The sequence below is a fragment of the Sphingomonas astragali genome (assembly GCF_051400615.1).
GTDB lineage: Bacteria > Pseudomonadota > Alphaproteobacteria > Sphingomonadales > Sphingomonadaceae > Sphingomonas.
This window is the reverse complement of sequence record NZ_JBLFFH010000003.1, coordinates 685,537-712,439: the sequence shown is the minus strand read 5'-3', so window position 1 is coordinate 712,439 and position 26,903 is coordinate 685,537. Positions and strand designations below refer to the sequence as shown.

21 protein-coding genes and 1 riboswitch are annotated in these 26,903 nt (G+C 70.9%); of the genes, 9 read left to right on the top strand and 12 right to left on the bottom strand.

What is annotated here, in order from left to right; all coding sequences use genetic code 11:
- Positions 1-129 precede the first annotated feature (129 nt).
- The 3 genes from ACMGER_RS18020 to ACMGER_RS18010 are packed head-to-tail and all read left to right on the top strand — an operon-like array spanning position 130 to position 5,873.
- Entirely contained in the window at positions 130-3,327 is a 3,198-nt protein-coding gene (locus ACMGER_RS18020; RefSeq protein ID WP_436813535.1) for an efflux RND transporter permease subunit, read from the top strand.
- A complete protein-coding gene (locus ACMGER_RS18015) occupies positions 3,320-4,483 on the top strand; it encodes an efflux RND transporter periplasmic adaptor subunit (RefSeq protein ID WP_436813534.1) in 1,164 nt (387 codons plus the stop codon). The genes ACMGER_RS18020 and ACMGER_RS18015 overlap by 8 nt, the downstream gene beginning before the upstream one ends.
- Positions 4,470-5,873 carry an efflux transporter outer membrane subunit gene (locus tag ACMGER_RS18010; RefSeq protein WP_436813533.1) on the top strand — a complete coding sequence of 468 codons (1,404 nt, stop codon included), beginning with the start codon at positions 4,470-4,472 and terminating at the stop codon, positions 5,871-5,873. The genes ACMGER_RS18015 and ACMGER_RS18010 overlap by 14 nt, the downstream gene beginning before the upstream one ends.
- Positions 5,874-5,907: 34 nt before the next feature.
- Here the strand turns inward: ACMGER_RS18010 and dacB are convergent, their stop codons facing one another.
- The 5 genes from dacB to ACMGER_RS17985 form a co-directional block, all read right to left on the bottom strand.
- Positions 5,908-7,371, bottom strand: a complete 1,464-nt coding sequence (gene dacB / locus ACMGER_RS18005) for a D-alanyl-D-alanine carboxypeptidase/D-alanyl-D-alanine endopeptidase (protein WP_436813532.1) — start codon at positions 7,369-7,371, stop codon at positions 5,908-5,910.
- Positions 7,337-8,581 (bottom strand): dicarboxylate/amino acid:cation symporter, encoded by a 1,245-nt coding sequence (locus ACMGER_RS18000; protein ID WP_436813531.1) that lies wholly within the window; start codon positions 8,579-8,581, stop codon positions 7,337-7,339. The genes dacB and ACMGER_RS18000 overlap by 35 nt, the downstream gene beginning before the upstream one ends.
- Before the next feature lie 127 nt (positions 8,582-8,708).
- Complete coding sequence (locus ACMGER_RS17995; protein WP_436813530.1) at positions 8,709-10,295, bottom strand: N-acyl-D-amino-acid deacylase family protein; 1,587 nt, start codon at positions 10,293-10,295, stop codon at positions 8,709-8,711.
- Positions 10,296-10,345: 50 nt separating this feature from the next.
- Positions 10,346-12,517 (bottom strand): penicillin acylase family protein, encoded by a 2,172-nt coding sequence (locus ACMGER_RS17990; protein ID WP_436813529.1) that lies wholly within the window; start codon positions 12,515-12,517, stop codon positions 10,346-10,348.
- The gene (locus ACMGER_RS17985; RefSeq protein ID WP_436813528.1) at positions 12,514-13,677 is read right to left on the bottom strand and encodes an aminotransferase; all 1,164 of its coding nucleotides are present in this window, start codon (positions 13,675-13,677) and stop codon (positions 12,514-12,516) included. Before ACMGER_RS17985 ends, ACMGER_RS17990 begins: the two co-directional genes overlap by 4 nt.
- Positions 13,678-13,765: 88 nt before the next feature.
- On the opposite strand from ACMGER_RS17985, the gene mtnB reads away from it, so the two are divergent.
- The 4 genes from mtnB to mtnA are packed head-to-tail and all read left to right on the top strand — an operon-like array spanning position 13,766 to position 16,670.
- Entirely contained in the window at positions 13,766-14,416 is a 651-nt protein-coding gene (gene mtnB, locus ACMGER_RS17980) for a methylthioribulose 1-phosphate dehydratase (protein WP_436813527.1), read from the top strand.
- A 3-nt stretch (positions 14,417-14,419) separates the two neighbouring features.
- Positions 14,420-14,971: a 1,2-dihydroxy-3-keto-5-methylthiopentene dioxygenase gene (locus ACMGER_RS17975; protein WP_436813526.1), complete on the top strand. Its 552-nt coding sequence runs from the start codon at positions 14,420-14,422 to the stop codon at positions 14,969-14,971.
- Between the two features lie 5 nt (positions 14,972-14,976).
- Positions 14,977-15,624 carry an acireductone synthase gene (gene mtnC, locus ACMGER_RS17970; RefSeq protein ID WP_436813525.1) on the top strand — a complete coding sequence of 216 codons (648 nt, stop codon included), beginning with the start codon at positions 14,977-14,979 and terminating at the stop codon, positions 15,622-15,624.
- Entirely contained in the window at positions 15,621-16,670 is a 1,050-nt protein-coding gene (gene mtnA / locus ACMGER_RS17965) for an S-methyl-5-thioribose-1-phosphate isomerase (protein WP_436813524.1), read from the top strand. The genes mtnC and mtnA overlap by 4 nt, the downstream gene beginning before the upstream one ends.
- A gap of 124 nt (positions 16,671-16,794) precedes the next feature.
- On the opposite strand, the gene ACMGER_RS17960 is transcribed toward mtnA, so the two are convergent.
- Positions 16,795-17,670, bottom strand: coding sequence for an N-acetylmuramic acid 6-phosphate etherase (locus tag ACMGER_RS17960; protein WP_436813523.1), 876 nt, complete (start codon positions 17,668-17,670; stop codon positions 16,795-16,797).
- A gap of 60 nt (positions 17,671-17,730) precedes the next feature.
- Here ACMGER_RS17960 and nagA point away from each other — a divergent pair, with 60 nt between their 5' ends.
- On the top strand, positions 17,731-18,882 hold the full coding sequence (nagA, locus tag ACMGER_RS17955) for an N-acetylglucosamine-6-phosphate deacetylase (protein WP_436813522.1): 1,152 nt from the start codon (positions 17,731-17,733) through the stop codon (positions 18,880-18,882).
- A 123-nt stretch (positions 18,883-19,005) separates the two neighbouring features.
- Here nagA and ACMGER_RS17950 read toward each other — a convergent pair whose 3' ends face one another.
- The 6 genes from ACMGER_RS17950 to maiA all read right to left on the bottom strand — a co-directional run bounded on the left by ACMGER_RS17950 (position 19,006) and on the right by maiA (position 25,521).
- The gene (locus ACMGER_RS17950) at positions 19,006-19,869 is read right to left on the bottom strand and encodes a glucosamine kinase nucleotide-binding domain-containing protein (protein WP_436813521.1); all 864 of its coding nucleotides are present in this window, start codon (positions 19,867-19,869) and stop codon (positions 19,006-19,008) included.
- 2 nt (positions 19,870-19,871) lie between these two features.
- Positions 19,872-20,642: an ABC transporter ATP-binding protein gene (locus ACMGER_RS17945; protein WP_436813520.1), complete on the bottom strand. Its 771-nt coding sequence runs from the start codon at positions 20,640-20,642 to the stop codon at positions 19,872-19,874.
- A complete protein-coding gene (locus tag ACMGER_RS17940; RefSeq protein WP_436813519.1) occupies positions 20,639-21,613 on the bottom strand; it encodes a FecCD family ABC transporter permease in 975 nt (324 codons plus the stop codon). The genes ACMGER_RS17945 and ACMGER_RS17940 overlap by 4 nt, the downstream gene beginning before the upstream one ends.
- On the bottom strand, positions 21,610-22,434 hold the full coding sequence (locus ACMGER_RS17935) for an ABC transporter substrate-binding protein (protein ID WP_436813518.1): 825 nt from the start codon (positions 22,432-22,434) through the stop codon (positions 21,610-21,612). Before ACMGER_RS17935 ends, ACMGER_RS17940 begins: the two co-directional genes overlap by 4 nt.
- Positions 22,435-22,693: 259 nt before the next feature.
- Complete coding sequence (locus ACMGER_RS17930) at positions 22,694-24,538, bottom strand: TonB-dependent receptor plug domain-containing protein (protein ID WP_436813517.1); 1,845 nt, start codon at positions 24,536-24,538, stop codon at positions 22,694-22,696.
- Between the two features lie 143 nt (positions 24,539-24,681).
- Positions 24,682-24,869: riboswitch (cobalamin riboswitch) on the bottom strand.
- A 19-nt stretch (positions 24,870-24,888) separates the two neighbouring features.
- On the bottom strand, positions 24,889-25,521 hold the full coding sequence (gene maiA / locus ACMGER_RS17925) for a maleylacetoacetate isomerase (RefSeq protein ID WP_436813516.1): 633 nt from the start codon (positions 25,519-25,521) through the stop codon (positions 24,889-24,891).
- A 139-nt stretch (positions 25,522-25,660) separates the two neighbouring features.
- Between maiA and ACMGER_RS17920 the strand changes: the two genes are divergently transcribed.
- A complete protein-coding gene (locus tag ACMGER_RS17920) occupies positions 25,661-26,902 on the top strand; it encodes an efflux RND transporter periplasmic adaptor subunit (protein ID WP_496047868.1) in 1,242 nt (413 codons plus the stop codon).
- Position 26,903: the final 1 nt, after the last annotated feature.

Sequence of the window (26,903 nt, the reverse complement as noted above, 5' to 3'; positions counted from 1 at the left end):
TGCTGCACTGCGCAATTGCGCGTTTTCCAGTCCGGCGTATGGCCGGAACCCAGGGAGTCCGCTGGTGCATCACCCATTGCGGGTCCGGGCGAGCCTCCGCTTCCCGGCCGGAATTCGGAGTCGGCAGCCTTGATCGGGATCGTCCGCACCGCGCTCGCGCGTCCGCTCACCTTCATCGTGATGGCGATCCTGATCGTGATCCTGGGCGTGCTCGCCGCGATCCGTACGCCGGTCGACATCTTCCCCGACATCCGCGTGCCGGTGATCGCCACCGCCTGGAACTACGCCGGCCTCTCGCCCGACGAGATGTCGGGTCGCATCATCACGCCGTTCGAGCGCGTGCTGACCACCACCGTCAACGACATCGACCATATCGAGAGCCAGTCGATGCAGGGCATCGGCGTGGTGAAGATCTATTTCCAGCCGGGCGCCGACATCCGCACCGCGACCGCGCAGGTGACCTCGGTCTCGCAGACGGTGCTCAGGCAGCTGCCGCCGGGCATCACGCCGCCGCTGATCCTCAACTACAACGCCTCGACCGTGCCGATCCTCCAGCTCGCGCTGTCGGGCAAGGGCATGTCGGAGGGCCAGCTCTTCGACCTCGCGCAGAACCAGGTCCGCACCACGCTGGTCACCATCCCGGGCGCCGCGGTCCCCTACCCCTCCGGCGGACGCCAGCGGCAGATCCAGATCGACCTCGACCCGCAGGCGCTGCAGTCGAAGGGGCTGTCGGCGCAGGACGTCGGCAATGCGATCGCCGCGCAGAACCAGATCAACCCGGCCGGCTTCGCCAAGATCGGCGGCTACCAATATGCGGTGAAGCTCAACAATGCGCCCGGCTCGGTCGAGGAGCTCAACAACCTGCCGGTGCGGGTGGTGAACGGCGCGACCATCTACATGCGCGACGTGGCGCATGTCCGCGACGGATCGGCGCCGCAGACCAACGTCGTCCATGTCGACGGCTCGCGCTCGGTGCTGATGACCATCCTCAAGAACGGCGCCACCTCGACGCTGGCGATCGTCCAGGGCATCAAGGACGCGCTGCCCAAGATCCAGGAGACGCTGCCGGAAGCGCTCAGGGTCGTGCCGATCGGCGACCAGTCGATCTTCGTGAAGGCCGCGGTCGAGGGCGTGATCAAGGAAGGCGCGATCGCCGCCGCGCTCACCTCGCTGATGATCCTCCTGTTCCTCGGCTCGTGGCGCTCGACGGTGATCATCGCCGTCTCGATCCCGCTCGCGATCCTGGCGGCGATCCTGGCACTGTCGGGGACCGGCAACACGCTCAACATCATGACGCTCGGCGGCCTCAGCCTCGCGGTCGGCATCCTCGTCGACGACGCGACGGTGACGATCGAGAACATCAACTGGCACCTCGAGCAGGGCAAGCCGGTGCGCCAGGCGATCCTCGACGGCGCAGCGCAGATCGTGACGCCGGCGTTCGTGTCGCTGCTGTGCATCTGCATCGTGTTCGTGCCGATGTTCTTCCTGCCGGGCGTCGCCGGCTTCCTGTTCGTGCCGCTGGCGCTGGCGGTGGTGTTCGCGATGATCGCCTCGTTCGTCCTCTCGCGCACCCTGGTGCCGACGATGGCGATGTACCTCCTGAAGCCGCACGCGCCGGGCCACATCCACGAGGCCGGCACCCCCGGCTCGCGCAATCCGCTGGTCCGCTTCCAGCGCGGCTTCGAGCGCCACTTCGAGCAGGTCCGCACCGGCTATGGCGAGCTGCTCGAAAAGGCGCTGGCGGTGCCGAAGCCCTTCGTGCTCGGCTTCCTCGGCGTGGTTGCGGCCTCGTTCCTGCTGGTGCCGTTCCTGGGGCAGAATTTCTTCCCTTCGGTCGACGCCGGCGCGATCGCGATCCACGTCCGCGCGCCGGTGGGATCGCGCATCGAGGAGACCTCGGCCCAGTTCGACCGCATCGCGCAGCGCATCCGCACGATCATCCCGCGCGAGGAGTTGGTGTCGCTGGTCGACAACATCGGCCTGCCGGTGAGCTCGATCAACACGACCTACAACAACTCGGGCACGGTCGGCCCGCAGGACGGCGACATCCTGATCCAGCTTACGGAGGATCACGCCCCGACCGCGGATTATGTCCGCAAGCTGCGCGAGGAGCTGCCCAAGGCGTTTCCGGGCACGCAGTTCGCCTTCCTGCCTGCCGACATCACCAGCCAGATCCTGAACTTCGGCTCGCCCGCGCCGATCGACATCCAGATCGCCGGCCGCGACGTGAACGCGAACGCCGCCTTCGCCCGCAAGATCCTGCGCCGGATCGCGTCGATCCCCGGCGTCGCCGACGCGCGCATCCAGCAGTCGTCGCGCTATCCGCAGCTCAACGTCAACGTCGACCGCAGCCGTATCGGCCAGCTCGGCCTCACCGAACGCGATGTCACCACCAGCCTGGCGAGCTCGCTCGCCGGCACCTCGCAGACCGCGCCGGTGTTCTTCCTCAACCCGGAGAACGGCGTGTCCTACGCCGTGGTCGCGCAGACGCCGGAGTATCGCGTCGGATCGGTCGGCGATCTCGCCAATATCCCGGTGACGGGAGCGGCCGGCAATGCCGGCGGCCAGGTGCTCGGCGGCATCGGCACGATCCAGCGCAGCAACGCCTCGGCGGTGGTCTCGCACTACAACATCGCCCCGGTGATCGACATCTTCGCGACCCCCAACGGCCGCGACCTCGGTGCCGTCGCGGGCGACATCAACAAGGTGCTCGACGACTTGAAGGCCGAGACGCCGAAGGGCGTCACCGTCACCATGCGCGGCCAGTATGAGACGATGAACAGCGCCTTCTCCGGCCTCGCCTTCGGCCTGATCGGCGCGATCGTGCTCATCTACCTGCTGATCGTCGTCAACTTCCAGAGCTGGCTCGATCCGTTCGTGATCATCACCGCGCTGCCGGGCGCGATCGCGGGGATCATCTGGATGCTGTTCACCACCGGCACCACGCTGTCGGTGCCGGCGCTGACCGGCGCGATCATGTGCATGGGCGTGGCGACCGCCAACTCGATCCTGGTGGTGAGCTTCGCGCGCGAGCGGCTCGCCGAGCTCGGCGACGCGACCAAGGCGGCGCTGGAGGCGGGGCTGGTCCGCTTCCGTCCGGTGCTGATGACCGCGCTCGCGATGATCATCGGCATGTTGCCGATGGCGATGGGCTTCGGCGAGGGCGGCGAGCAGAACGCCCCGCTCGGCCGTGCGGTGATCGGCGGGCTGATCGTCGCCACCTTCGCCACGCTGATGTTCGTCCCCGTCATCTTCAGCCTCGCGCACCGCCGCAAGGCCGCCGCCCCGGGCGGCGAACCGATCCATCTGGAGGAAGCCCATGTCTGAGCCGGGCAATAACAGCCGGCTGAAGCTCGCCGGCGGTATCGCCGCGCTGGCCGCGCTCGCGGTGGTCGGCGGCGGCATCTACAGCCGCGTCCAGTCGAAGGAGACGCTGGCGAACTGGACCGAAGCGCAGGCGATCCCCAGCGTCACGCTGATCCGGCCAACCCCGATCGCGGCCAGCGACGCGCTGACGCTGCCGGCCAACCTCCAGGCGCTCAACAGCGCGCCGATCTACGCCCGCACCACCGGCTATGTCCGCCGCTGGCTGGTCGACCTCGGCGACACGGTGCGTCGCGGCCAGTTGCTCGCCATCCTCGACGCGCCCGAGGTCGAGCAGCAGCTCGTCGCCGCGCGCGCCGACCTCCAGACCGCGCGCGCCAACCAGCAGCTCGCGAGCACCACCGCGCAGCGATGGAGCACGATGCTCGCCAAGGACGCGGTGTCGAAGCAGGAGACCGACGAGAAGCTCGGCGACCTCGCCGCCAAGACCGCCGTCACCAACGCCGCGCGCGCCAACGTCGCGCGGCTCCAGGCGCTGACCGGCTTCACCCGCCTGATCGCGCCGTTCGACGGCGTGGTGACGAGCCGCTCGGCACAGATCGGTGCGCTCGTCACCGCCGGCAATGCCGCGGACGCGCCGCTGTTCACCGTCGCCGACGTCGGCCGGATGCGCGCCTATGTGCGCGTACCCCAGCTCTATTCGGCGCAGATCCGCCCAGGCATGGCGGTGAAGCTCACCCTGCCCGAATATCCCGGCCGCAGCTTCGACGCGACCTTGACGCGGACGGCCGGCGCGATCGATCCGAGCTCGGGCACGGTGCTGGTCGAGCTGCAGGCGCCGAACGGCGACCGCGCGCTCAAGCCCGGCGCCTATGCCCAGGCGAGCTTCCCGCTGCGCGGCGCCGGCAACACCCTCACCTTGCCGCCGAGCGCGCTGATCATCGGCGAGAGGGGGACGCAGGTCGCGCTGCTCGGCCCCAACGGTCGCGCGGTGCTGCGCACCGTGACGCTCGGCCACGACCAGGGCAAGGTGGTGGAGATCACCGCCGGCCTCTCCGCGAACGATCGCGTCATCGACAACCCGCCGGACTCGCTCCAGACGGGCGACCCGGTGCGCCCGATCGCGCCCCGCAAGGGCAAGGCCGATGTCGCGAAATAGGGCGGCGCTGCTGCTGGGCGGCGTCCTGATGCTCGCCGGCTGCGCGACGGCGCCGCGCTACGAGCGCCCCGGCGTCGCCACCGCCGCCGCCTACAAGGAGCCCGGACCGTGGCAGCCCGCCGGCGGCGACGTGCCCGCGCCGGGGAACTGGTGGGAGCTGTTCGGCGACCCGGTCCTGAGCGGGCTGGAGGAGCGGATCGAGGCCGGCAACCCGAGCCTCGCCGCCGCCGCCGCGCGCTACGAGCAGGCGCGGGCGCTCGTCCGCGGCGCCAAGGCGGATCGTTTCCCCCAGGTCGATGTCGGCGGTGACGCCGGGCGAAACCGCGTCTCGGCCGGCCGCCCGCTGTCGCCAGGAAATGCTGCCACTTACAATGATTTCGAGGTAGGAGCTTCACTCAGTTATGAGCTCGACCTGTTCGGCCGTGTCCGCAATTCGGTACGGGCGCGCACGGCCGGCGCCGAGGCGAGCGCGGCGGACATGGCCGCGGCCCGCCTCGGCCTCCAGGCGCAGCTCGCCGCCACCTATTTCGACCTGCGCGGGCTCGACGCACGCATCATGCTGCTGCGCGAGACGGTCGCCGCCTTCCGGCGCGCGTTCGAGCTGACCGACACGCGCCATTCCGGCGGCATCGCTTCCGGGCTCGACGTCAGCCGCGCGCAGAGCCAGCTCGCCAGCGCCAAGGCCGAGCTCGACGCGGTCGTGGCGCAACGCGCCCGCGACGAACATGCGATCGCGGCGCTGGTCGGCGAGACGCCGTCGAGCTTCGCGCTCGCCGTCGCCGACGCGCAGCCCGCGCCGCCGTCGATCCCGGTCGGCGTGCCGTCGACCCTGCTGGAGCGCCGCCCCGACATCGCCGCCGCCGAGCGCCGCGTCGCCGCCGCCAATGCCGAGATCGGCGTCGCGCGCGCGGCGCTGTTCCCCAGCGTCACGCTCGGCGCCGCCGGCGGGTTCGAGGCGACCGGCGGCAACCTGCTCAGCGCCTCCAACAGCTTCTGGGCGCTGGGGCCGCTCTCGGCCGCGCTGGCGATCTTCGACGGCGGCCGGCGTCGCGCCAACGTCCGCCTGACGCGCGCCCAATATGACGAGGCGGCGGCGAATTACCGCGAAACGGTGCTGACCGCCTTCCGCGAGGTCGAAGACGACCTCGCCACCGCCCGCCAGCTCCAGGCGCAGGAGCGCAACCAGCGCGATGCGGTCGCCGCGGCCGAGCGCACCCGCGAGCTCGCGCTCACCCGCTACCGCGACGGCGCCTCGGACTATCTCGAGGTCGTCACCGCCCAGACCGCCGCACTCGACGCCGAGCGCGCGCTGCTCCAGCTTCGCACCGAGCAGCTGCGGGTCGCGGTCGATACGGTCCGGGCGCTCGGCGGCGGACCGGCCGGTTCCTGACTCCCCTCTCCCAAAGCGAGGGAGGTCGAAACGCCTAATTCTCCGCCGCGATCAGATCGAGCGCCGCGTCGATCGCCTTGGTCGCCGAGGCGTCCCCTGGCATGTCGCCGGCATAGACGGCGACCACCAGCGTCCGGCCGCTGGCGGCGGTCATATAGCCGGCGATGGCATTGGCCTGGTTGAGCGTCCCGGTCTTGGCCGCGATCCGCCCTTCGAGCGGCGTGCCCTTGAAGCGCCGCGCCAGCGTGCCGTCGACCCCGCCGACCGGCAGCGTCGCCCGGAACGCCGCGCCCCACGGCTGGCCCGCGATCCAGCGCAGCAGCGTGACGGTCGCGCGCGGCGTCACGCGGTTGTAGGTCGACATCCCCGATCCGTCGGAGAAGTCATAGGCCCAGCGCGGCACCCCGGCGGCGGTCGCCATCGCCTCGACCGCCGCCTGCCCGTCCGCGATCGAGCCGCTGCCCTTGAGGCGCGACACGCGGCGCAGCAGCAGCTCGGCATGGACGTTCTGGCTGACCTTGTTGGTGTGCGTGAGATCCTCGATCAGCGGCGGCGGGATCAGCTTGGCGAGCGGCGCCGCGGCCGGCGGCGGAGCGGCCGGCGCACCGTTCCGGGCCTCGGGATCATCGTCGGGCACGAGCGGCCGATGGCGCACCTCCACCTTGCCCTTCACCTCGACCCCGCGCTCGATCAGCATCGCCTGCAGCCGCCACGCCGCGAACTCGGCGGGATCGTCGATGCCGACCGCCAGCGTCACCGGCGCCGCGCCCGCCGCGATCGTGCCGTCGAGCCGCAGCTCGCGGCTCCCCGGCAAACGATGGAGGCGAAGATCGGTCCTGCCCTCGGCCACCGTCGTCACCCGATTGTCGAAGCGGTAGTAAGGCAGCGCCTCGATCGCCGCCGCTCGCCCGGCCGTGCCCGGCTTCACCGTGATCGCCAGCTCGTTGTCGTCGATCGTCAGCGCCGAGACGGCCGTCCCCGAGCGCGTCTGGATGTTGTTCCACCCCATGCCGGGGCTCCAGCGCTCGTCGGGGAAGGCGCTGTCGTCGCCGATCACGTCGTCGACCCTCCTCGTCCCGGTCGCGACCGCGTCGGCCAGCGTGGCGAGGCAGTCGGTCGCGCAGTCGGGCGTGCTGGAGAGCCGCGCGTCGCCATGTCCTTCGAGGATCACGTCCCCATCCTCGATCCGCACCGACGCGCCGCCGGTGGTGTCGGGCCGGGTCACGTCGGGCAGGTTCGCGAAGACGGCCGCCGTCGTATAGATCTTGGTGTTGGACGCAGGCACGAAGCGATCGTCGGGCGAGACCGCGACGACCTCGCGCCCGTCCATCGTCGTCGCCATCACGCCGAAGCGCGCGCCCGGCCCCTGCTGCGCCCGCAGCGCGGCGGCGACGCGCTCGTTCAGCGAAGGCCTGTCCGCCGCCGCCGCCGGCCGTGCCGCCAGCACGACCGCAAGGCACAGGCTAACGTTCGTTCGGCGCGCGATAGACATCTTCATCCAATTCCCCTTCCCAGCGCGCCACCGTCGTCGCCACGACGAGGTTCGCGCTGGCGCTCGGCACGGTGCGGGTCATGTCGAGCAGCCGGTCGAACGGCAGCACGAAGCCGACCACCAGCGCGGTCTGCTCGGGCGCGACGCCGACCGCGGACAGCACCGCCGCCAGCATGAACAGCGAAGCCGAGGGTACCGGCGCGGTCCCGAACGCCGCCAATGCGCCGGTCAGCAGCACGGTCGCGTAGACGAGCGGCGTCATCGGCACCGCGAAGGCCTGGAGCGCGAACAGGCTGAGCAGGCCGACGTACATCGCCGTCCCGTCCTTGCCGATGCTGGCGCCCAAGGGCAGCACAGTCGAATAGACCGCCCGCCCGACGCCCAGATTGTCGCCGGCGACGCGCATCGCCACCGGCAACGTCGCCCCGCTCGATGCGGTCGAGAAGGCGACCGCCAGCGCGTCGACGATGCCGCGGAAGAACGGCAGCAAGGGAAGGCGCGCCAGCAGCCGCAGGATCAGGCTGTGCACGAGCGCCATCTGGATCAGCGATCCCAGCACCACCGCCAGCGCCAGCCAGCCGATGTTGACGAACACCGCGGCGCCGTTGGCCGCAACCGCATTGGCGATCAGCGCGAACACGCCGAACGGGGTCGCCTCCATCACCAGCCCGACGATCCGGAGCAGCACCGCCGACAGCGACTGCAGCAAGGTCGCGAACGGCTTGCCCGCCTCCCCCGCCAGCACGGTGCCGACCCCGGTCAGGATCGCGACGAAGATCAGCGCTAGCATGTCGCCGTTCGCCAACGCCTCGACGATGTTGAGCGGGACGATGCCGATCAGCTGCTCGTAGGGCGTGACCGCCGGCCCCAGCGCATGGGCGGCGGCGGTGCCGAGCGGCGCGCCGGCGCCGGGCCGCACCAGGCTCGCGACCAGCATCCCCACCGACACCGCGACGAAAGTGGTGAGCGCGAACAGCCCGACCGTCCGCCCGCCGAGGCTCCCGAGCCGCTTGGGGTCGGCGAGCGTGGTAATGCCCGAGGCGATGGTGACGAGCACGATCGGCGCGACCAGCATCCGGATCGCCCGGACGAACAGCTCGCCCATGAAGGCGACCGACGGCGCCGCCTCCGGCCAGGCAAAGGCCAGCAGCAACCCCAGCGCGACGCCGCCCAGCACGCGCTTCCACAGAGCGATGGCGAACCAGGCGCGGATCACGGACGCACCCGCAACGGGCCACCCTCACCCTTCCCCCTCGGCTCCGCCGAGCGGGCCCCTTCCCTCTCCCAATGGGAGAGGGAGGGAGGCGCGAAGCGCCGGAAGGGTGAGGGCGACGTAGCGGAAATCAGGAGCAACTGCCCTTCGGCGGCACATGCGCCAGCGCGCGCCCGGCAGCAGCGCCGGTCGGCCGGCCGTTATCCACCGCCACTCGCCCGTTCACCACCACCGTCCGCACGCCCTCGGCGAACAGCTCGGGCCGCTCATAGGTGGCGCGCTCGCGATAGGTCTTGGGATCGAACACAACGACATCGGCGAAGGCACCCGTGCGCAGATGCCCCCTGCCCTTCAATCCGAAGGTGTCCGCCGTCAGCGCGGAACTGCGCTCGATGAACTCGCGCAGCGTGATGACGTGGTCCTGCTGCACATATTTCGCATATTTCCGCGCGAAGCTGCCGTAGACGCGCGGATGACCGGTCGAGGCGTCGGAGCCGGTCATCACCCAGGGCTGGCGCATGAAGGCGGCGATGTCGGCCTCGCTCTGGTTGAACGAGGCGACGGCGGGGTCCGTCACCCGGATGATCGCGATCGCCGCGGCGACGGGATCGAGCTTCATCCGCGCCGCCACCTCCGACAGGCGATGCCCCTTCTCCCGCCCTTCGGTGATGAGCAGCCTGTCCGCCCCGCCGCGCCTGCGCAGGTTCTCGGCCATGTCCTTCAGCAGGCGGTCCTTGAGCGAGGCATCGTCGAACCGCTCGAGCAGCGCCGCCCGCCCGCCGTCCTGCGCCCACAGCGGCACCAGCGAGGCGACCAGGCTCGTGCCCGAGGCGGACCAGGGATATTGGTTGGCCGTCACCTGCTGCCCCGCCCGGCGCGCCGCCTCGACCTTGGCGACGATGACGGGCGCCTTGCCCTGCACGTCGACGCCGAGCGCCTTGATGTGGCTGATGTGGACCGGCATCCCGGCCTCGCGCCCGATCGTGATCGCCTCGTCGACCGCGGCTTCCAGCCCGACGGTGTAGCTCGACTCGTCACGGATATGGCTGTCGTAGACGCCGCCGCGCACCGCCGCCTCGCGGGCGAGCTCCACCACTTCCTTGGTCGTGGAGAAGCTCTGCGGCGCATAGAACAGCCCGGTCGAGAAGCCGATCGCCCCCTGGCACATCGCCGCGGCGACCAGCCCCTTCATCTTCCGAAGCTCGGCGGCGGTCGGCGCGCGGCGGACCTCGCCGATCACCGTCTCGCGCACCGCCCCGAAGCCGACGAAGGTGGCGTAGTTGACCCCGACCGGCTTGGTCTTCGGCCAGGCGAGCGTCGCCGCGACGTCGGGGCTGCCGCCGCCGTCGTTGCCGATGAAGGCGGTGGTGACGCCCTGCATCAGGAACGGCAGCACCAGCCGTTCCCGGGCGTCGTCGGATGCGAGCGCCTTGGCATGGGTATGCGGATCGATGAAACCCGGCGCGACGATCATGCCCTTGGCGTCGATCGTCCGCTTCGCCGCCAGCTTGAGATAGGGTCCCACCTCGACGATGCGGTCGCCGGTGATGGCAACGTCGCCGGTGAACGGCGCCGCGTCGCCGGTGAAGACGGTACCGCCGCGGATCACCAGGTCAGCCTCTACCGGCGCGGGTACGGCACCCGCCGTCGTGGCCAACAGCACGGCGGCCGCCACGATCCGCGCCATTTCTCGCCTGTCGAACCCCGAGCCCCGCATGACAGCGATCCTTTCGAACCGTCCCGCGCCGGTCAAGCCGGCCTCACCGATCATTTGGCACCCGGCCGATAACTCCGGGTTATATGCCCTTTGAGGTCCTCGGGATAGAAATAGACCGGGCGCAGGTCGCCGGCGGCGTAGTGCTTCGCCTGGTCGGTAAAGTGCGGCGACCCGGGATCGCCGCTCTCCCCGCCCGCCGACACCGCCCAGGCGCGCACCCTGGACCCGAACTCGACGATCGCGACGAAGCTGTTGCCGCTGGTGCCGTACCAGCGCCGCGTGCCGGGATAGGCCCGCGCGCCGAACGAGGCGAGGCTGCCCCAGCGCGCCGAGGCGAAGGGCACGGGGATGCTCGGCTTCGCATCGTCGAAGGTCTGGACGATCGCGCCGTCATTGCGCTGGAAGCGGTTGACCTCGCCCCACGGCACCCGCCAGCCGCCCCATTCGCGCCGCATCCGCCCGACGGCGCGGTCGAGCGCCGCCAGCCGCTCGGCGGGGGTAAGCCGGTCGCGCATCCATTCATAGACATTGGCCCGTACCGGCGTCGCGGCGCGCAGCGCGATGGCATAGAGCTCCTCGCCCCAGAAATTGGCGAGCGTCGTTGCCTCCGAGCGTTCCGACCAGCGCGCGTCCCAATCCTTCAGGAGCGCCACCGGCCCGGCGAGCCGGGCGCGCTCTGGGTCGCTCCCCGGCAGCGCCTCCCATGCCGCCACCAGCTTCGGCACCATCATCGCGAAGCCCGGCATCCACGGATCATAGGCGATCCGCCGCAGCCCCTCCGGCGTCAGCGACCTGGCGTCCTCCAGCAGCGCCGTCGCATGGTCGCCGCGGAAATTGATGCCGGCCTGGTCCATGTAGCGCGGAAAATCCGCCTCGCGCGGGCTATCGGCGCCGGCCGCACGCCAAGGCGCGTCATTGGAGTTGTAGAGCCATCCGCCGGCCGGATCGCGCACCTCGGGCAGCTTCGAGAGCGGAGTCAAACCCCGCCAGTCCGCCGCCGGATCGCTGCCGTCGACCGGTCCGCGATAGTCGAACCGGTCGTCGCGCACCGGCACGAACTGCGGATGCAGCAGCGCGATATGCCCGTCGGCGTCGGCATAGACGGTGTTGTTCGACGAGTTCGCCTGCAACGCCGCCACCTTGAGGTAGCCGGCGAAATCGCGCGCCTTGGTCCTGAGCCAGCTCTGCTCGAGCGCCGGTACCGGCTTGTTCATCATCGCGAACGCGATCCACTTGCCGCCTTCCGCGCGGACGATCGGCCCGTGGTGGGTGGCATAGGTGGCGAAGCTGCGCCGCGCCATGCTGCCGTCGGGCCGGCGGTAAGCGATCGTCACCGCCTTTTCCGTCACTTGGCGCAGCATCTTGCCGTGGTGATAGAGGTAACGGTCGCCGTCCTTCTCGATCGCTTCGGCGAACTCGTCGACCGCGTCGACGCCGCTCGAGGTGTGCATCCAGCCCAGCCGCTCGTTGAAGCCCTGATAGAGGAAGAACTGGCCCCAGGTCGACGCGCCATAGGCGTGCAGCCCCTCGTCGCTCGCCATCCCGAGCTCGGAGCGGAAGAAGAAGCTAGTGTGCGGGTTGATCAGCAGCAGGGCGTGGCCGTCCCGGGTCAGCTTGGGCGCGATGGCGATGCCGTTGGACCCGCTCGGCTCGTCGCTGTGTGGGCGTTCCAGCAGCGCGACCTTGGGCGGGGCGCCGTAGAAGGCGGCGAGCTTCTTGAGGTCCGCCCGCTCGATGTCGCCGCCGATGCTGCCTTCGGTGAAGGACAGCGCCATCCACGGCTCGAACCGGTCGAGCACGCGCGGCTTCACCTCGGGATGCGTCGCCAGGTAGAAGTTGAGCCCGCCGGCCCACGCGTCCATCAGCGCGCGCAACCAGGCAGGACTCCTCGCATAATCGGCCTTGAGCGCCTCGGGATCGACATAGAGCCGCTGGCGCAGGTCCTGCCAGATCGCCGCCTCCCCTTCCGCCTCGGCGGTGCGGCCGAGCGCGGTCAGCAGGTTCGCCTCGATCCGCGGGAAATCGTCCTCCGCCTGCGCATAAATCGCCCCGAACACGGCATCTGCGTCGCTCTTGCCGTGGACATGGGCAATGCCCCAGTCGTCGCGCGTGATCGCGACCCGCGCAGCCTGGGCACGCCACTCCGTCAGCTCGTCCGGTCGCGTGGCACTCGTCGCGAGCAGGGCCAGCGCCGCGACGGCGACGCGCATCAAACGGGTCATCGACGATTCTCGAGCTCGGGAAGGGCCGCGGCGAGCCGCCGGAGCGCCTCGTCGAGCGTCGCATCCTCCTTGGCGAAGCACAGCCGAACGAGATGCGTGACCGGCGCCTCGGCGTAGAAGGCGGAGATCGGGATGCCGGCCACCCCCGCCTCCTCCAGCATCCATTCGCAGAAGGCGCGATCGTCCATCGTGAGGCCCGAGGCGGAAAGGTCGATCGACAGGAAATAGGTGGCGGCGCTGTGCGTCGCGGCGAGCCCCAGCCCGGCCAACCCCTTCGCCAGCCGATCGCGCGAGCGCTGGAAGCCGGCGCTCGCCTTCTCGATCCAGCCGCCATGCCGGGCGAGCCCCTCCGCCACCGCCCACTGCAGGTTGGGCGGCGTGGTGAAGGTGAGGAACTGGTGCGCCCGCGACAGCACCCGCGCCAGCGCCGGCGCCGCGCACATCCAGCCGACCTTCCACCCGGTCAGCGCGAAGATCTTGCCCGCCGAGCCGATCTTGACCGTCCGCTCGCGCATCCCCGGAAAGCCGATCAGCGGCCGGTGCCGGGCGCCGTCGAACACGACATGCTCCCACACCTCGTCGCAGACCACGACCACGTCGTGCGCGACGCAGAAGCGCGCGATCGCCGCCAGCTCTTCCCCGCGCATCGCGATACCGAGCGGATTGACCGGATTGTTGAGGATCAGGAGACGCGAGCGCGGGCCTGCCGCCGCTTCCAGCATCGCCTCGCTCACCCGCCATTCGGGAGGTTCCAGCCGGATCAGCCGCGGCAACCCGCCCGCCCGCTCGACCAGCGGCAGATAGGCGTCGTAGAGCGGCTGGATCAGCAGCACCTCGTCGCCCGGCGACACCAGCGCCAGGATCGCCGCCGCCAGCGCCTCGGTGGCGCCGGAGGTGACGATCACCTCCTCGGAGAGGAGATCTAGGTCTTGATGGTGCCTGTAATGATCGGCGACCGCCTGCCGCAGTTCGGCGAGCCCGGGCATCGGTGGATACTGGTTCGACCGCTCCGTCAGCGCCGCCGCCGCCGCGCGCAGCACCGGCTCCGGCCCGGGGCCGTCGGGAAAGCCCTGCCCCAGGTTGATCGCCCCGCTCGCCCGCGCCCTCGCCGACATCTCCTCGAAGATCGTAGTGCCGAGCGCGGCATAGACGGGGTTCATCGAATGGGCTTTCCCGAAAGGAAATCGAGGCGGATGCCTAGCAACTCGTCATTGCCCGCGAAACCGCCGCCGCGCTATTGGCATGTTCATGCCCGAACCCCTGCCCGCCGACGTGACCCCCCTCGACCAGATGAGCGCCGTGACGGCCCTGATCGCCGTCGGCGAGCGCTTCGACCGGCACGGCCTCGCCGCCGCCACTTCCGGCAACCATTCGGTGCGGCTGTCCGACGGCAGCATCGCGATCACCCGCTCGGGCCGGCACAAGGGCCGCCTGACGCCCTCCGACTTCATGCGGGTCAACGCGGCCGGCACCGCGATCGACGAGGGCCGCCCCTCGGCCGAGACCGGGCTGCACCTGATGCTCTACCGCCTGTTCCCATCGACCGGCGCCGTGCTGCACTGGCATTCGCCCAACGCGGTCGGCCTCAGCCGCGCCGAGCCGCGCGCCGGCCGCTGGGCGTTCGAGGGGCAGGAGATGCTCAAGGCCTTCCCCGGCATCGCCACGCACGAGACGCGGCGCAGCCTGCCGGTCGTCGACAACAGCCAGGACATGGCGGTGATCGCGGCGGCGGTCGCGCCGGCGCTTACCGAACGCGACACCCTGCCCGTGTTCATGATCCGCAGCCACGGCCTCTATGCCTGGGGCAAGGATGTCGAGGAGGCCGAACGCATCGCCGAGGCGATCGAATGGCTGATCGCCGCCGATCTCGCCGAGCGCAGCTTCCGCATGAGGATGTAAGCCATGACCCGCCTTCGCCGCTACGACGAGCAGGACGGCGCCTCGCCCGAGCTCGACACCGAGGATCCCTTGGTCATCGCCGACGCGCTGGCGAAGATCGGTGCGCGCTTCGAACGCTGGCCGCTGCACGAGATTGCCGCGGATGCGAGCGACGCCGATGTGCTCGCCACCTACGCGCCCGAGATCGACCGGCTGCGCGCGGAGGGCGGCTATCAGTCGGTCGACATCGTCCGGATGCGCCCCGACCACCCCGACCGCGCGGCGCTCCGCACCAAGTTCCTCGACGAGCATCGCCATTCGGAGGACGAGGTGCGCTTCTTCGTCGAGGGCGAAGGGCTGTTCACGCTGCACGAGGGCGGCAAGGTCCATGCGCTGCTGTGCACAGCCGGCGACCTCATCTCGGTGCCGGCGGGGATGCGCCACTGGTTCGACATGGGCCCCTCGCCGCGCTTCGCCGCGATCCGGCTGTTCATCAATCCCGACGGCTGGGTGGCGCAGATGACCGGCGACGACATCGCCAGCCATTTCCCGCGCCACGAGTCGGTAGCGGCCTGACCTCGGTGCCTCGCCTCCCCCGCGCCGTGCTCCTCGACGTCGAGGGCACGACCAGCAGCATCGCCTTCGTCGCCGACATGCTGTTCCCCTACGCCCGCGCGCATCTCGCCGACTTCGTCGCGCACCATCCGGCAGAGACGGCGCCATTGCTGGACGAGGTGCGGACCGAGACCCCGGACGAGGACCCGGTCGCCACCCTGCTCCGCTGGATCGACGAGGATCGCAAGGCGACGCCGCTCAAGACGTTGCAGGGGATGATCTGGGCGCAGGGCTATGCCGACGGCACGCTCAAAGGCCATGTCTATCCCGACACGGTCGCGGCGCTGCGGCGCTGGCGCGAGGCCGGCATCGCGGTGCACATCTACTCGTCGGGCTCGGTCACCGCGCAGAAGCAGCTGTTCGCGCACAGCATCGCCGGCGACCTCACGCCGTTGCTGTCCGGCCATTTCGACACGCACGTCGGCGCCAAGCGCGAGCCCGGATCCTATCGCGCGATCGCCGACGCGCTGGGCCTGGCGCCGGAGGACATATTGTTCGTCTCCGACGTCGCGGCCGAGACCGATGCGGCGCGGGAGGCCGGCCTAGCCGCGCTGCTGATCGACCGCGACGGCGACGGCGGTGACGTCGCCAGCCTGGCCGAGGTGCTGCCATGATCCTGGAAGGCCGCCCCACCCGCTCGATCACGCGCACCGCCGACGGGCGCGGCGCGCGCATCCTCGACCAGCGGTTGCTGCCGTGGGAGATCCGCTGGGTGGAGCTGCGCAGCGCCGACGAAGCCGCGCGCGCGATCCGCGAAATGTGGACCCGCGGCGCCCCGATGATCGGCGCCACCGCCGCCTATGGCTTGGCGATGGCGCTGGCGGAGGACGCGAGCGACGCCGTGCTCGACGCCGCCCATGCGATGCTGCTCGCCACGCGGCCGACCGCGGTCAACCTGCGCTGGGCGCTCGACCAAGTGGCGGAAGCGGTGCGCCCGCTCCCGCCGGCAGCCCGTGCCGAGGCCGCCTTCGCCCGCGCCGACGCGATCTGTGACGAGGACGCCGCGCTGTGCCGCGCGATCGGCGAGCATGGGCTGGAGCTCGTGAAAGCGCTGCACGCCCGCCGTCCCGACCGGCCGCTCAACGTCCTCACCCACTGCAACGCCGGCTGGCTGGCGACGGTCGACTACGGCACCGCCACCGCGCCGATCTACCTCGCGCACGATGCCGGCCTCCCGCTCCACGTCTGGGTCGACGAGACGCGGCCGCGCAACCAGGGCGCGCTGCTCACCGCCTTCGAGCTCGCCAACCACGGCGTGCCGCACAGCGTGATCGCCGACAATGCCGGCGGGCTGCTGATGATGCGCGGCCAGGTCGACGCGGTGATCGTCGGTACCGACCGCGTCACCGCCAACGGCGACGTGTGCAACAAGATCGGCACCTATCTGAAGGCGCTGGCGGCGCACGACAACGGCGTGCCCTTCTACGTCGCGCTGCCCTACACCACCTTCGATCCCGCGACCCCGAGCGGCGACGCGGTGCCGATCGAGGAGCGCGACGGCGACGAGCTGGCGCTGCTCACCGGCCCCGGCGGCGACGGCGCGCCCGCCACGGTGCGCGTCACCGCCTCGCCGACGCGCAACCCGGCGTTCGACATCACGCCCGCCCGCCTGGTTACCGGCTACATCACCGAACGCGGCGTGCTCGACCGCATCGGCTAGGACGGATCGACATTTGGGATTGCAGGTCTTCCGTAGCCCGGCTCCCAGCCGTCGCCCCGGACTTGTGCCGGGGTGACGGCTGGAACGGTTGAGATGTCGGTCGTCCCCTCGGCGTCGATCGATCCTAACCCCCGATCGCACCGCGCAGGTCGCCCTGATGACGGCGCAGGAGCTCCGCCGCCGCCGCCGCATCCATCCCGCGCGCGATCAGGATCGCGCAGGCGATATCGTTGTCCGCCTCCGCCAGCGCGGCGGCCGCCCGATCCTCCGCGACCCCCGCCGCCTCCCGCACGATCGCGTTGGCGCGCGTCTCGAGCTTCGCATTCGACACGCGCATGTTGACCATCAGTCCGCGATAGACGCGCCCCAGCCGCAGCATGATCGCGGTCGAGAGGAGGTTGAGCGCCACCTTCTGCGCCGTCCCCGCCTTCATCCGCGTCGAGCCGGCGACCAGCTCGCTGCCGGTATCGGCCAGGATCGGATGCTCGGCGGCGGCGAGCAGCGGCGTGCCCGCGTTGTTGGCGACGCCGATCGTGAGCGCGCCGGCGCGACGCGCCGCCTCGATCACCGAAATCGTATATGATGTTCGCCCGCTGGCCGCGACGCCAATAACGACGTCGCTCCGCCCGATCCCCGCCGTGGCAACTTCGGTGTAACCTTGTTGCGCGTTGTCCTCGGCGCCTTCGACACTTCGCGCGAGCGCGGCCATGCCGCCAGCGAGCAGGAACACCAGCCGCTCGCCCGGCCAGCTATAGGTCGGCGTCAGCTCCACCCCGTCCTGCACCGCGACCCGGCCGGAGGTGCCCGCCCCGGCATAGATCAGCCGTCCCTCGTCGCGGAGCCGCGCCGCCGCCGCCTCGGCCGCGGCGGCGATGGCGCCGGTCTGGCTCTTGAGCGCAGCGACGGCGGCGAGCTGCCCTTCCAGCATGGCCTCCACGGCGGTTGCGGTCGGCCAGCGGTCGAGGTCGACATAGCGCGGGTCTGCGGTCTCGGTGGGCATGGGGCCGGACCCTAATGCCGAAACTGGCCAGTGCCCAGCATCGGCCCTATGACGGCGGCGATGACCACCACCGCGATCCTCGGCGCGCGCGTGCTCTCGCCCCACGGCGAGCCATGCCCCCGCGGATTGCTGATCGAGCGCGGGCGCATCCGCCGCCTGCTCGCCGCCGGCGCGCGGCCGGAGGCGGACCGGACGGTCGAGCTCGACGGCGGCTGGCTCCTCCCCGGCTTCGTCGATACACAGGTCAACGGCGGCGGCGGCGTGCTGTTCAACGACACGCCGACCGTCGAGGGCATCGCCGCGATCGCCGCCGCGCATCGCCGGTTCGGCACCACCGGCCTGCTGCCGACGCTGATCAGCGACGGCCTGGAGGTGGTCGACCGCGCGATCGCGGCGGTGGACCAGGCGATCGCCGCGGGTGTGCCGGGCGTGCTCGGCATCCATGTCGAGGGGCCGTTCCTCAACCCCGAGAAGCACGGCATCCATGATCCCGGCAAGTTCCGCATCCTTGACGACGAGGCGCTGGCGCTCCTCACCCGGCCGGGCCGCGGCGCGCGGCTGCTGACCCTGGCACCCGAGCTGGCGCCGCCCGGAGCGATCCGCGCGCTGACCGCGGCGGGCGTGATCGTCTCGGCCGGGCACAGCATGGCGAGCCATGCCGAGGCGCGCATCGCGCTCGACGAGGGGCTGGCGGGTTTCACCCATCTGTTCAACGCGATGACCCAGCTCGGCAGCCGCGAGCCGGGCATGGTCGGCGCCGCGCTCGACGATCGTGCGAGCATGTTCGGGCTGATCGTCGACGGCCATCACGTCGCCCCGGCGACGCTGCGCATCGCGCTCGCCGGGCGTGGGCTCGACCGAGCGATGCTGGTCACCGACGCGATGCCGCCGGCCGGCACCGACATGACCCGCTTCACGCTGATGGGGCGGGAGATCGTCGTGGACGACGGCACGTTGCGCGCGGAAGACGGCACGCTGGCAGGGGCAGCGCTGACCATGGCCGACGCGGTCCGCAACGCGACCGCGATGCTGGGGCTGGATATCGGCGAGGCGTCGCGGCTGGCGAGCGCCAATCCAGCGCGCTTCCTTCGCCTCGACCGCGAGACGGGGGCGATCGCCCCGGGCCTGCGCGCCGACTTGGTCCATCTCGATGAGGACCTGCGCATGACCCGCACCTGGATCGCCGGCGAGATGTCCGACGTGGGAGAATAACCTCACCGTCACCCCGGCGGAGGCCGGGGTCCACCGTGCCGCTCGCACTGGACAAGAGCTCAATCGAAAAGCCTCCGCCTGGTGGACCCCGGCCTCCGCCGGGGTGACGGCGGGCAGTTGCGGTCAGACTCTCCGAAACCCCGCCAGATGCAGCGCCCCGTCGAGCGGATCGCCGAGCGGCTCCGACAACCGCGCCACCGTCCGCGAACGCAGCCAAGGCTTCATCCGCGACGCCAGGCCGCCGACCAGCGCGCAGCGCGGCGCGCCGCGCTCGAAGATCGTCTCGATGAACCGCTCGATATGCTGCGCGGCATCCTCGACGATCGAGCGGGCGATCGCGTCGTTGGCCTCGGCATAGTCCATCACCAGCGGCGCGAAGGCTGCATAGTCGCGCGGGGTCGCCTGATCCATCCATGCGATCGCCCGCGCGGTCTCGTGGTCGAAACGCGCGGTGACGGCGCTGCTGAGCGGCGTCGGCCTGGTGCGCCCGTCCAGCGCGCGCAACGCGTGCCGCATCGCGCTGAGGCCGAGCGCGGCGCCGCTGCCCTCGTCTGAGATCGGGAAGCCGTAGCCGCCGATCGCGAAATTCTTCCCCTCGAAGCGGATCTGGGCGATGCTGCCGGTGCCGATCACCAGCGTCGCGCCGTCCCCACCCATATGCGCACCGATGTTGGCGATGACGGCGTCGGTCTCGAAATGCATCGAGGCGAAGGGCCAGGCGATCGCGGCCAGCGCATCCCGCGCGCCCGGATGCGACAGCCCGGCGATGCCCATGCCGGCGGCGATCGTCGCCACGTCTTCGCCGCCGAGCCCGGCCATCGCGATCGCCTGACCGGCGGCATCCATCAGCGTCGCCTGCAACCGCTCCATGCCGATGCGCGCATTGGCCGGCCCGGTCTCGCCGGTGCCCAGGATCGTGCCGCTCGCGTCGATCAGCCGGCTGCGGCAATGGCTGCCGCCTGCGTCGATCCCCAGGAAATAGGCCATGCTCACTCCCGGTTGATACGCCTATCCGGCGGCGACACTCCATCGACGATCACGTCCGGACCGTCGATCCGGGCCGCGACACCGTAGATACCGGCAATCTGCTCCACCGTCATCGTCTCCGCGACGCCCCCGCTCGCGACGATACGGCCGTGCTTCATCCACACGAGCCGGTCGGCATAGCGCGCCGCCAGCGGGAGGTCGTGGAGCACCGCGAGCGCCCCGCCGCCCCGCTCGACGAAATCGCGCAGCAGGCCGAGCACGCGATGCTGGTGACGCGGATCGAGCGAGGCGACCGGCTCGTCCGCGACGATCAGCGGCGCCTCCGCCGCCAGCGCGCGGGCGAGATGGACGCGGGCGAGCTCGCCGCCCGACAGCGTGTCGGCAGCACGGTCGGCGAGCGGCCGGAGGTCGCAGGCGGCAAGCGCGTGCGCCACGGCCGTCCGATCGGCCTCGCCGAGGCGCGCCGGTGCCGCGCCATGAGCGAAGCGGCCGAGCGCGACGACGTCGCGCACCTTCGCCGGCCAGGCGAGCGGCCGGGCCTGGGGAAGATAGGAGACACGGCGCGCCCGCTCGGCCGCCGCGAGCCGGCGGGGGTCGTCGCCCCCGATCGTCACGCGCCCCCTGTCGGCATGGAGCAGCCCGAGCGCCATCCGGAGCAGCGTCGTCTTGCCGGCGCCGTTGGGGCCGAGCAGCACCACCAGCTCGCCGGGCGCGAGCGTGAAGGACGCATCCTCGACGATGCCGCTGCGGGTCAGGCCCTCGGCGGCGATCATGCGCCGCGTCTCCGCGCCGCGATCAGCACGAACAAGGGCGCGCCGACCAGCGCCGCGACCACGCCGAGGCGCAGCTCGTTGGCCGTCGGGATCAGCCGCACGCCGATGTCGGCGAGCACCAGGAACAGCCCGGCGAGCAGCGCCGAAGGCACCAGGCTGCGCGCCGGATCATGGCCGACCCAGGGCCGCACCAGATGCGGCGCGACGATGCCGACGAAGCCGATCGCCCCGGCGATCGCGATCGAGCCGCCGGTGAGCAGCCCCGCGCCCAGCACCACCGCGATCCGCTGGCGTCGGAGGTCGAGGCCGATGCCGGCAGCGGCTTCCTCGCCGAGCATCAGCGCGGAGAGGCCGCGGCGGCTCGCGAGCAGGATCGCCCCGCCCAGCGCCAGGAACGGCGCCGCCGCGCCGATCTCGTCGAAGCTGCGGTTGGCGACCGATCCCAGCGTCCAATTGACCATGTCGGTCAGGGTGAAGGGATTGGGCGCGAGGTTGAGCAGCAGCGCCATCACCGAGCCGGCGAAGCTCGACAGGCCGACGCCGACCAGGATCAGCGTCGTCACCGAGCTGGTCCGGAGCGCCACGCCGGCGATCAGCGCGGTCGCCGCCAGCGCGCCGAGGATCGAGGCGAGCGGCAGCGCGAACAGCCAGGCGCCGGCGAGGCCGTAGTAGAGCGCCACCGTCGCGGTCAGCGCCGCCGAGGCCGAGACGCCGAGCACGCCGGGCTCGGCGAGCGGATTGCGGAGCAGCCCTTGCAGCGCCGCCCCGCTCATCCCGAGCGCGGCCCCCGCCAACAGGGCCGCGAGCGCACGCGGCAGGCGGATCGCCCAGACGACAAGGCGGTCGCCCACGTCGCCTCCTCCCATCAGCGCTGCGAGCAGGCGCGGCGCGGGCAGCGGCACCGAGCCGAGAAAACACGCGGCCACCAGCGCGACGAGGCAGGCCAGCGCGAGGAGCAGGACGAGCCTCATCGCGTAGCCGCCTTCGCCATCACCTCGACCGCGTCGAGCACGAACCAGCCGCCGCACGCCGTCGATGCACCGGAGAGGTTCGCCGTGGACCGCCTGGCGAGACGGCGCACCAGCGGATGACCGGCCGCGCTCCACGGATCGGGCCGCTTCCAGCGCGTGTCGAGGAAGGCACTGGCGACCACGTCCGGCGTGTCATAGGCGAGCCGTTCGAGCGGGATCGTGCCCCATCCCGGCGCGGTCTGGAAATTGCGGAGGCCGGCCGCGGCGAACATCGCATCGATCATCGTTCCCGGCCCCGCCGTCACCCCGCCCGGCGTGAGGTAGAGTGCGCTCCGCCCGCTCCCGCCGCGCCGGAGCGCCGCTAGGCGGGCGTCGAAGCTGCGCGCCATCGCCTCGCCCCTCGCCCGCTCGCCGAGGCCGGCGGCGGTCTCGACCAGCACCCGCCGCACGCCGGCGAGGTCGTCGGCATAGCCGAGCTGGAGCACCTGCACGCCGGCGCGCGCGAACATCGCCTCCGCATTGGGCCCGCCGCCATAGCTGCGCACGACGAGATCGGGCTTCAGCAGCAGCACGTCCTCCGCCGACGGCCGCACCTGCCGCACGCCCTTCGCCGCGTCGCGCATGTAGGAGAACTCGGCGGCGGCGTCCGGCGACACCGCCAGGATGCGCCCGCGCGGCAGCAGGCGGAGGACGTACTGGTCGGCGCAATAATCGAGGCTCACCACCCGCATCGGCCGCGCCGGCGCCACCGCCGCCGGCGGCGCGGCGGCGCAGCCGGCGGTCAGCATCGCGAGCAGGATCGCCTTAGGTCGGATCCACATCCCGATACCTCGCGCGACCGTCGCAAAAGTGAAGGGAGTCGCGCTGCATTCGTTCACTTTGCTCCACTTATCCCCGCGGCTGCGCCACGGCAGCCGCAGATGGATCCAAGCAAGGCAAATCCTATTAGGAAAGCGGTTTCTTCCGGGCCGGATCGAAACGACACGTGCTCCTGCGAAGGCAGGAGCCCAGGCCGCGAGCCGAGCTGCATGTGTCACAGGGCTCCTGCCTTCGCAGGAGCACGAAGCTCGCGGCCAGCCTTCATAGCTTCAACCGCACGCCCCCATAGGCCGCGCGACCATAGGTGCCGTAGCCCGCCACGGTCTGGTACCGCTCGTCGAACAGGTTATCGACCCGGCCGTAGATCGAGAAGCGATCGCCGATCGGCATCTCCGCACGGATGCCGGCGATGGCATAGCCGTCGAGCCGCACCCGGTTGGCGGCATCGTCGAAGCTGTCGCCCGCCACCAGCAAGGTCGCGCCGGCCGACAGGCCGAACGGCAGGCGATAGTCGGCGCTCACGCTCCACTGGTCGCGGGGGCGCCGCTGGAGGTCGAGCCCGTCGAAGCCCGCCGAACGGTTGAGCGGCTCCATCCAGGTGTAGTTGGCGCTGAAGCTGAGATCGTCGACCGGCCGCACCGTCAGCCCCGCCTCGACGCCCTGCACATGGGTGCGGTCGATGTTGCCGTAGCAGAAGCAGCCCATGTCGAAATTGATGCGGTTGCGGATGCTGCGGTCGAAATAGGTCGCGCCGAAGCGCAGCCGCCCGTCGAGCAGCGCCTGCTCGACGCCGATGTCCCAGCTCTTCGCGGTCTCGGGCCGGAGGTTCTCGTCGCCGAACGAGCTGAACCGCTCATAGAGCGACGGCGCGCGGAAGCCCTCGGCATAGCTCGCGCGGATGGTGGTGCGCGTCTTCAGCGCCAGCGCGGCGTTGGCGCTGAAGCTGGTGTGATTGCCAAAGGTGTCGCTGTCGTCGTTGCGGACGCCGCCGGTCACGGTCAGCACATCGATCGAGCGCACGATCAGTTCGCCGTAGACGCTGGTCAGCCCCGCCGACTTGCGCAGCGTGCCGTCATAGAAGCGGCTGTCCTCATGCTCGGCCCCGAACACCGCGCGGACCTGCTCGACGATGGTGAAGTCGCCCTGATATTCGTAGCGCTCGCTGCGGCCTCGCGCGAAGAAGCTCGGGTCCGAGCCGAGGGTCGGATCGAAATTGTCGCGGTTCACGTCGGCGATGGTGAAGGCGATCCGGTTCCTGAACCGCCCGCCGGCGAGGTCGGCATGGAGCCCGGCATAGCCGTAGATCTCCTGCGCCTTGGAATATTCGGGCGTGTCGGCCAGCGTGAAGGCCGGCGGCGGGAAGCCGTCGAGGTCGGTGCGGCTGTCGGCATAATAGCCGCGCAGGTCGAGGCCGATGCCGGGCACGATCTCGACGCCGATCCGGCCGGTCGCGCCGAACTGGCGATAGCCGTCGCGCTCGCTGCCGTCCGCCGCCGCGGAGATGCCATCGGTGCGCAGGTAGCCGGCGGTGAGCGATCCGGAGAGCGCGCCGCTTCGTCCGGAGACGCCGCCGCTCGTGAACACGCTGTCGGCATAGCCGTATTCGGCATTGGCGCGCGCCTGGAGCCCCTCGCCGGGCTGCTCGGTGATGACATTGACGACGCCGCCGATCGCCTGGCTGCCCCACGGCACCGAGTCCGGCCCGCGCACCACCTCGACCCGGGCGACTGAGCTTGACAGCAGGTTGGCGAAGTCGAACGCGCCGGCCGGCGACGAGGGGTCGTTGACGCGCACGCCGTCGATCACGACCAGGGTGTGCTCGCTCGCGGCGCCGCGGATGGCGACGCTGGTGAGCGTGCCGACGCCGCCGCTGCGCGTCACCTGCACGCCGGGGGTGGTGGCGAGCAGGTCGGCGATGGAGACGGTCTGGCGGCGCTCGACCTCGTCGCGGGTGATGACGGTGACGGCCTGGCCGGTCTGGTCGGCCGGCTGCGCGGCACGCGCGGAGGTGACAATGATGTCGTCGCCCTGGTCGGATACGTCCTGGGCATGGGCGGGCAGCGCCAGCGCGGCGGCCCCGGCCAGGAACAATGCGGATCGGATCATTCGAACTTCCCTCGCCCGCCCGGCGTCGACTTGGGGCGAGCAGCAACGACATTTCCGGCCCGCCCGGCTGAAGGGCGCGACGATGGCCATCGGCTGTCGTTACGAGGGGAAACCTCCCCATGCCCGCGGCTGGACCCGGCCCGGCACGAACGACGCGATGGCAGGTTTCCTGGCTCGCCGATCGTCACTTCCGGCCGTCTTCCCGGAGGCAGGACGCCTCCAGTGACATGATTGACCGTGAGCTCCCGGCTTACAGTTGCGGGCACAGCGCCGGATTTGCACCGGCTTCCCTCTTCGCCGGTCGCCCGGCACCATCTGATGCGCGGATTAGGGTTGTTGCGGTTGCGAAGTCAATCGGCGTCGGGCTGGCGCTCCGGCTCGGCCTCGACGAAGGCTGGGAGCGCGCGGGCGCTGGCGACCGCAGCGGCGAGCCGCGGCCAGGATGAGGTGTCGAGCCTGTAGCGCTCGGCATTGTACCACTGCGGCACCAGCAGGATGTCGGCGAGCCCGACCGCATCGCCGAACGCGAAGCGCCCGCCGTGGCGGGCGACCATCACCTCAAGCGCCTCGAACCCCGCCGCCATCCAGCGCTGCATCCAGGCGGCCACGGCGTGGCCGTCGGCGCCGAACTCGGAGCGCAGGGCATTGACGATGCGCAGGTTGTTGACCGGATGGATGTCCGCCGCGACCGCGAGCGCCATCGCCCGTACGACCGCGCGATCGTCGGGATCGGCGGGCAGGAACGGCGGCGTGGGATGCGTCTCGTCGAGCCATTCCAGGATCGCCAGGCTCTGGACGAAGACGCGGTCGCCCACCTCCAGCGCGGGCACCAGTCCCTGCGGCGATTTCGCGACATAGTCCGGCGCCGCCTGTGCGCCCGACCGCAGGTCGTGGGTGACCTGCTCATAGGCGAGCCCCTTGAGATTCAGGCCGATTCGCGCGCGATACGCCGCCGAGGACCGCCAATAGCCATGCAGGATCATCGTCGTCTCCGAGCCGCTTGCGACATTTTGCTACATTATTCCCATTGCCACGTATGACGGGATGGGCGAACGCGCCCGGACGATCCCCTGTTGCGTTGCGAAAAACCCGTCGCGCGATCGCCCGAACGATGAGGTGTTAATGAGTTTGAGCGCTTCCTCCAACGGCTTCCGGAACGGCAGGATGGCGTGGCGTGCGGGTGTCACGGCGGCGGCGCTGATGCTGGGCGCCTGCGGTGGCGGCGATGCCGCGCAGCAGAAGGGCGGAGGCGGCCGCGGGGGCAATGCCGGCGGGCCGGCGACGGTCGGCTATGTGGTGGTGCAGCCGACCTCGGTGCCAGTGACCACCGAGCTCGCCGCTCGCACCGCCGCGTTCGAGACGTCGGAGGTTCGTCCGCAGGTCTCGGGCATCATCCAGAAGCGGCTGTTCACCGAAGGCGGCATCGTCCGCGCCGGCCAGACGCTCTACCAGATCGATCCCAGCATCTATCAGGCGACCGCCAACCAGGCGCGCGCCAATCTCTCCGCCGCCGCCGCGCAGCTCGAGGCCGCGCGCATCCGCGCCGACCGCTACAAGCCGCTCGCCGCCGCCGAGGCGGTGAGCAAGCAGGACTATACCGACGCCCTCGCCCAGGCGCGCCAGGCGCAGGCCTCGGTCGCACAGAACCGGGCCGCGCTCGAATCGGCGCAGGTGAGCCTGAGGTTCACGCGCGTCCCCGCCCCCATCACCGGCCGCATCGGCCGCAGCCTCGCCACCGTGGGCGCGCTGGTCACCAGCAACCAGGCCGATCCGCTCGCGGTGATCCAGCGGCTCGACCCGATGTTCGTCGACATCCAGCAGTCGAGCACCGACCTGCTGACGCTGCGCCGCTCGCTCGCTTCGGGCAGCATCGTGCCGACCAGCGCGCAGGTGCGGCTCAAGCTCGAGGACGGCACCGAGTATGGTCACACCGGCACCGTGCAGTTCTCCGAGGTGACGGTCGATCAGGGCACCGGCACGGTGACGTTGCGCGCGACCTTCCCCAACCCCGACGGGCTGCTGCTGCCGGGCATGTTCGTCCGCGCGGTGTTCGCCCAGGGGATCAACAACAATGCCTTCCTGGTGCCGCAGGCAGCGGTGACCCGCGATCCGAAGGGCAATGCCGCCGTCTATGTCGTGGGCCCTGACAACAAGGCGGTGCAACGTCAGGTGACGACACCCCGCACCCAGGGCGCCTTCTGGGTCGTGACCGGCGGCCTCCAGGCTGGCGACAAGGTGATCACCCAGGGCATCGCGCGCCTCCGGCCCAACGCCGACATCAGGCCGGTGCCGGCGAGCAGCCCGCAGAGCATCACGCAGCAGCGGCAGGGTCAGGGCGACGCCGCCGCACCCAAGGGCCGCTGAG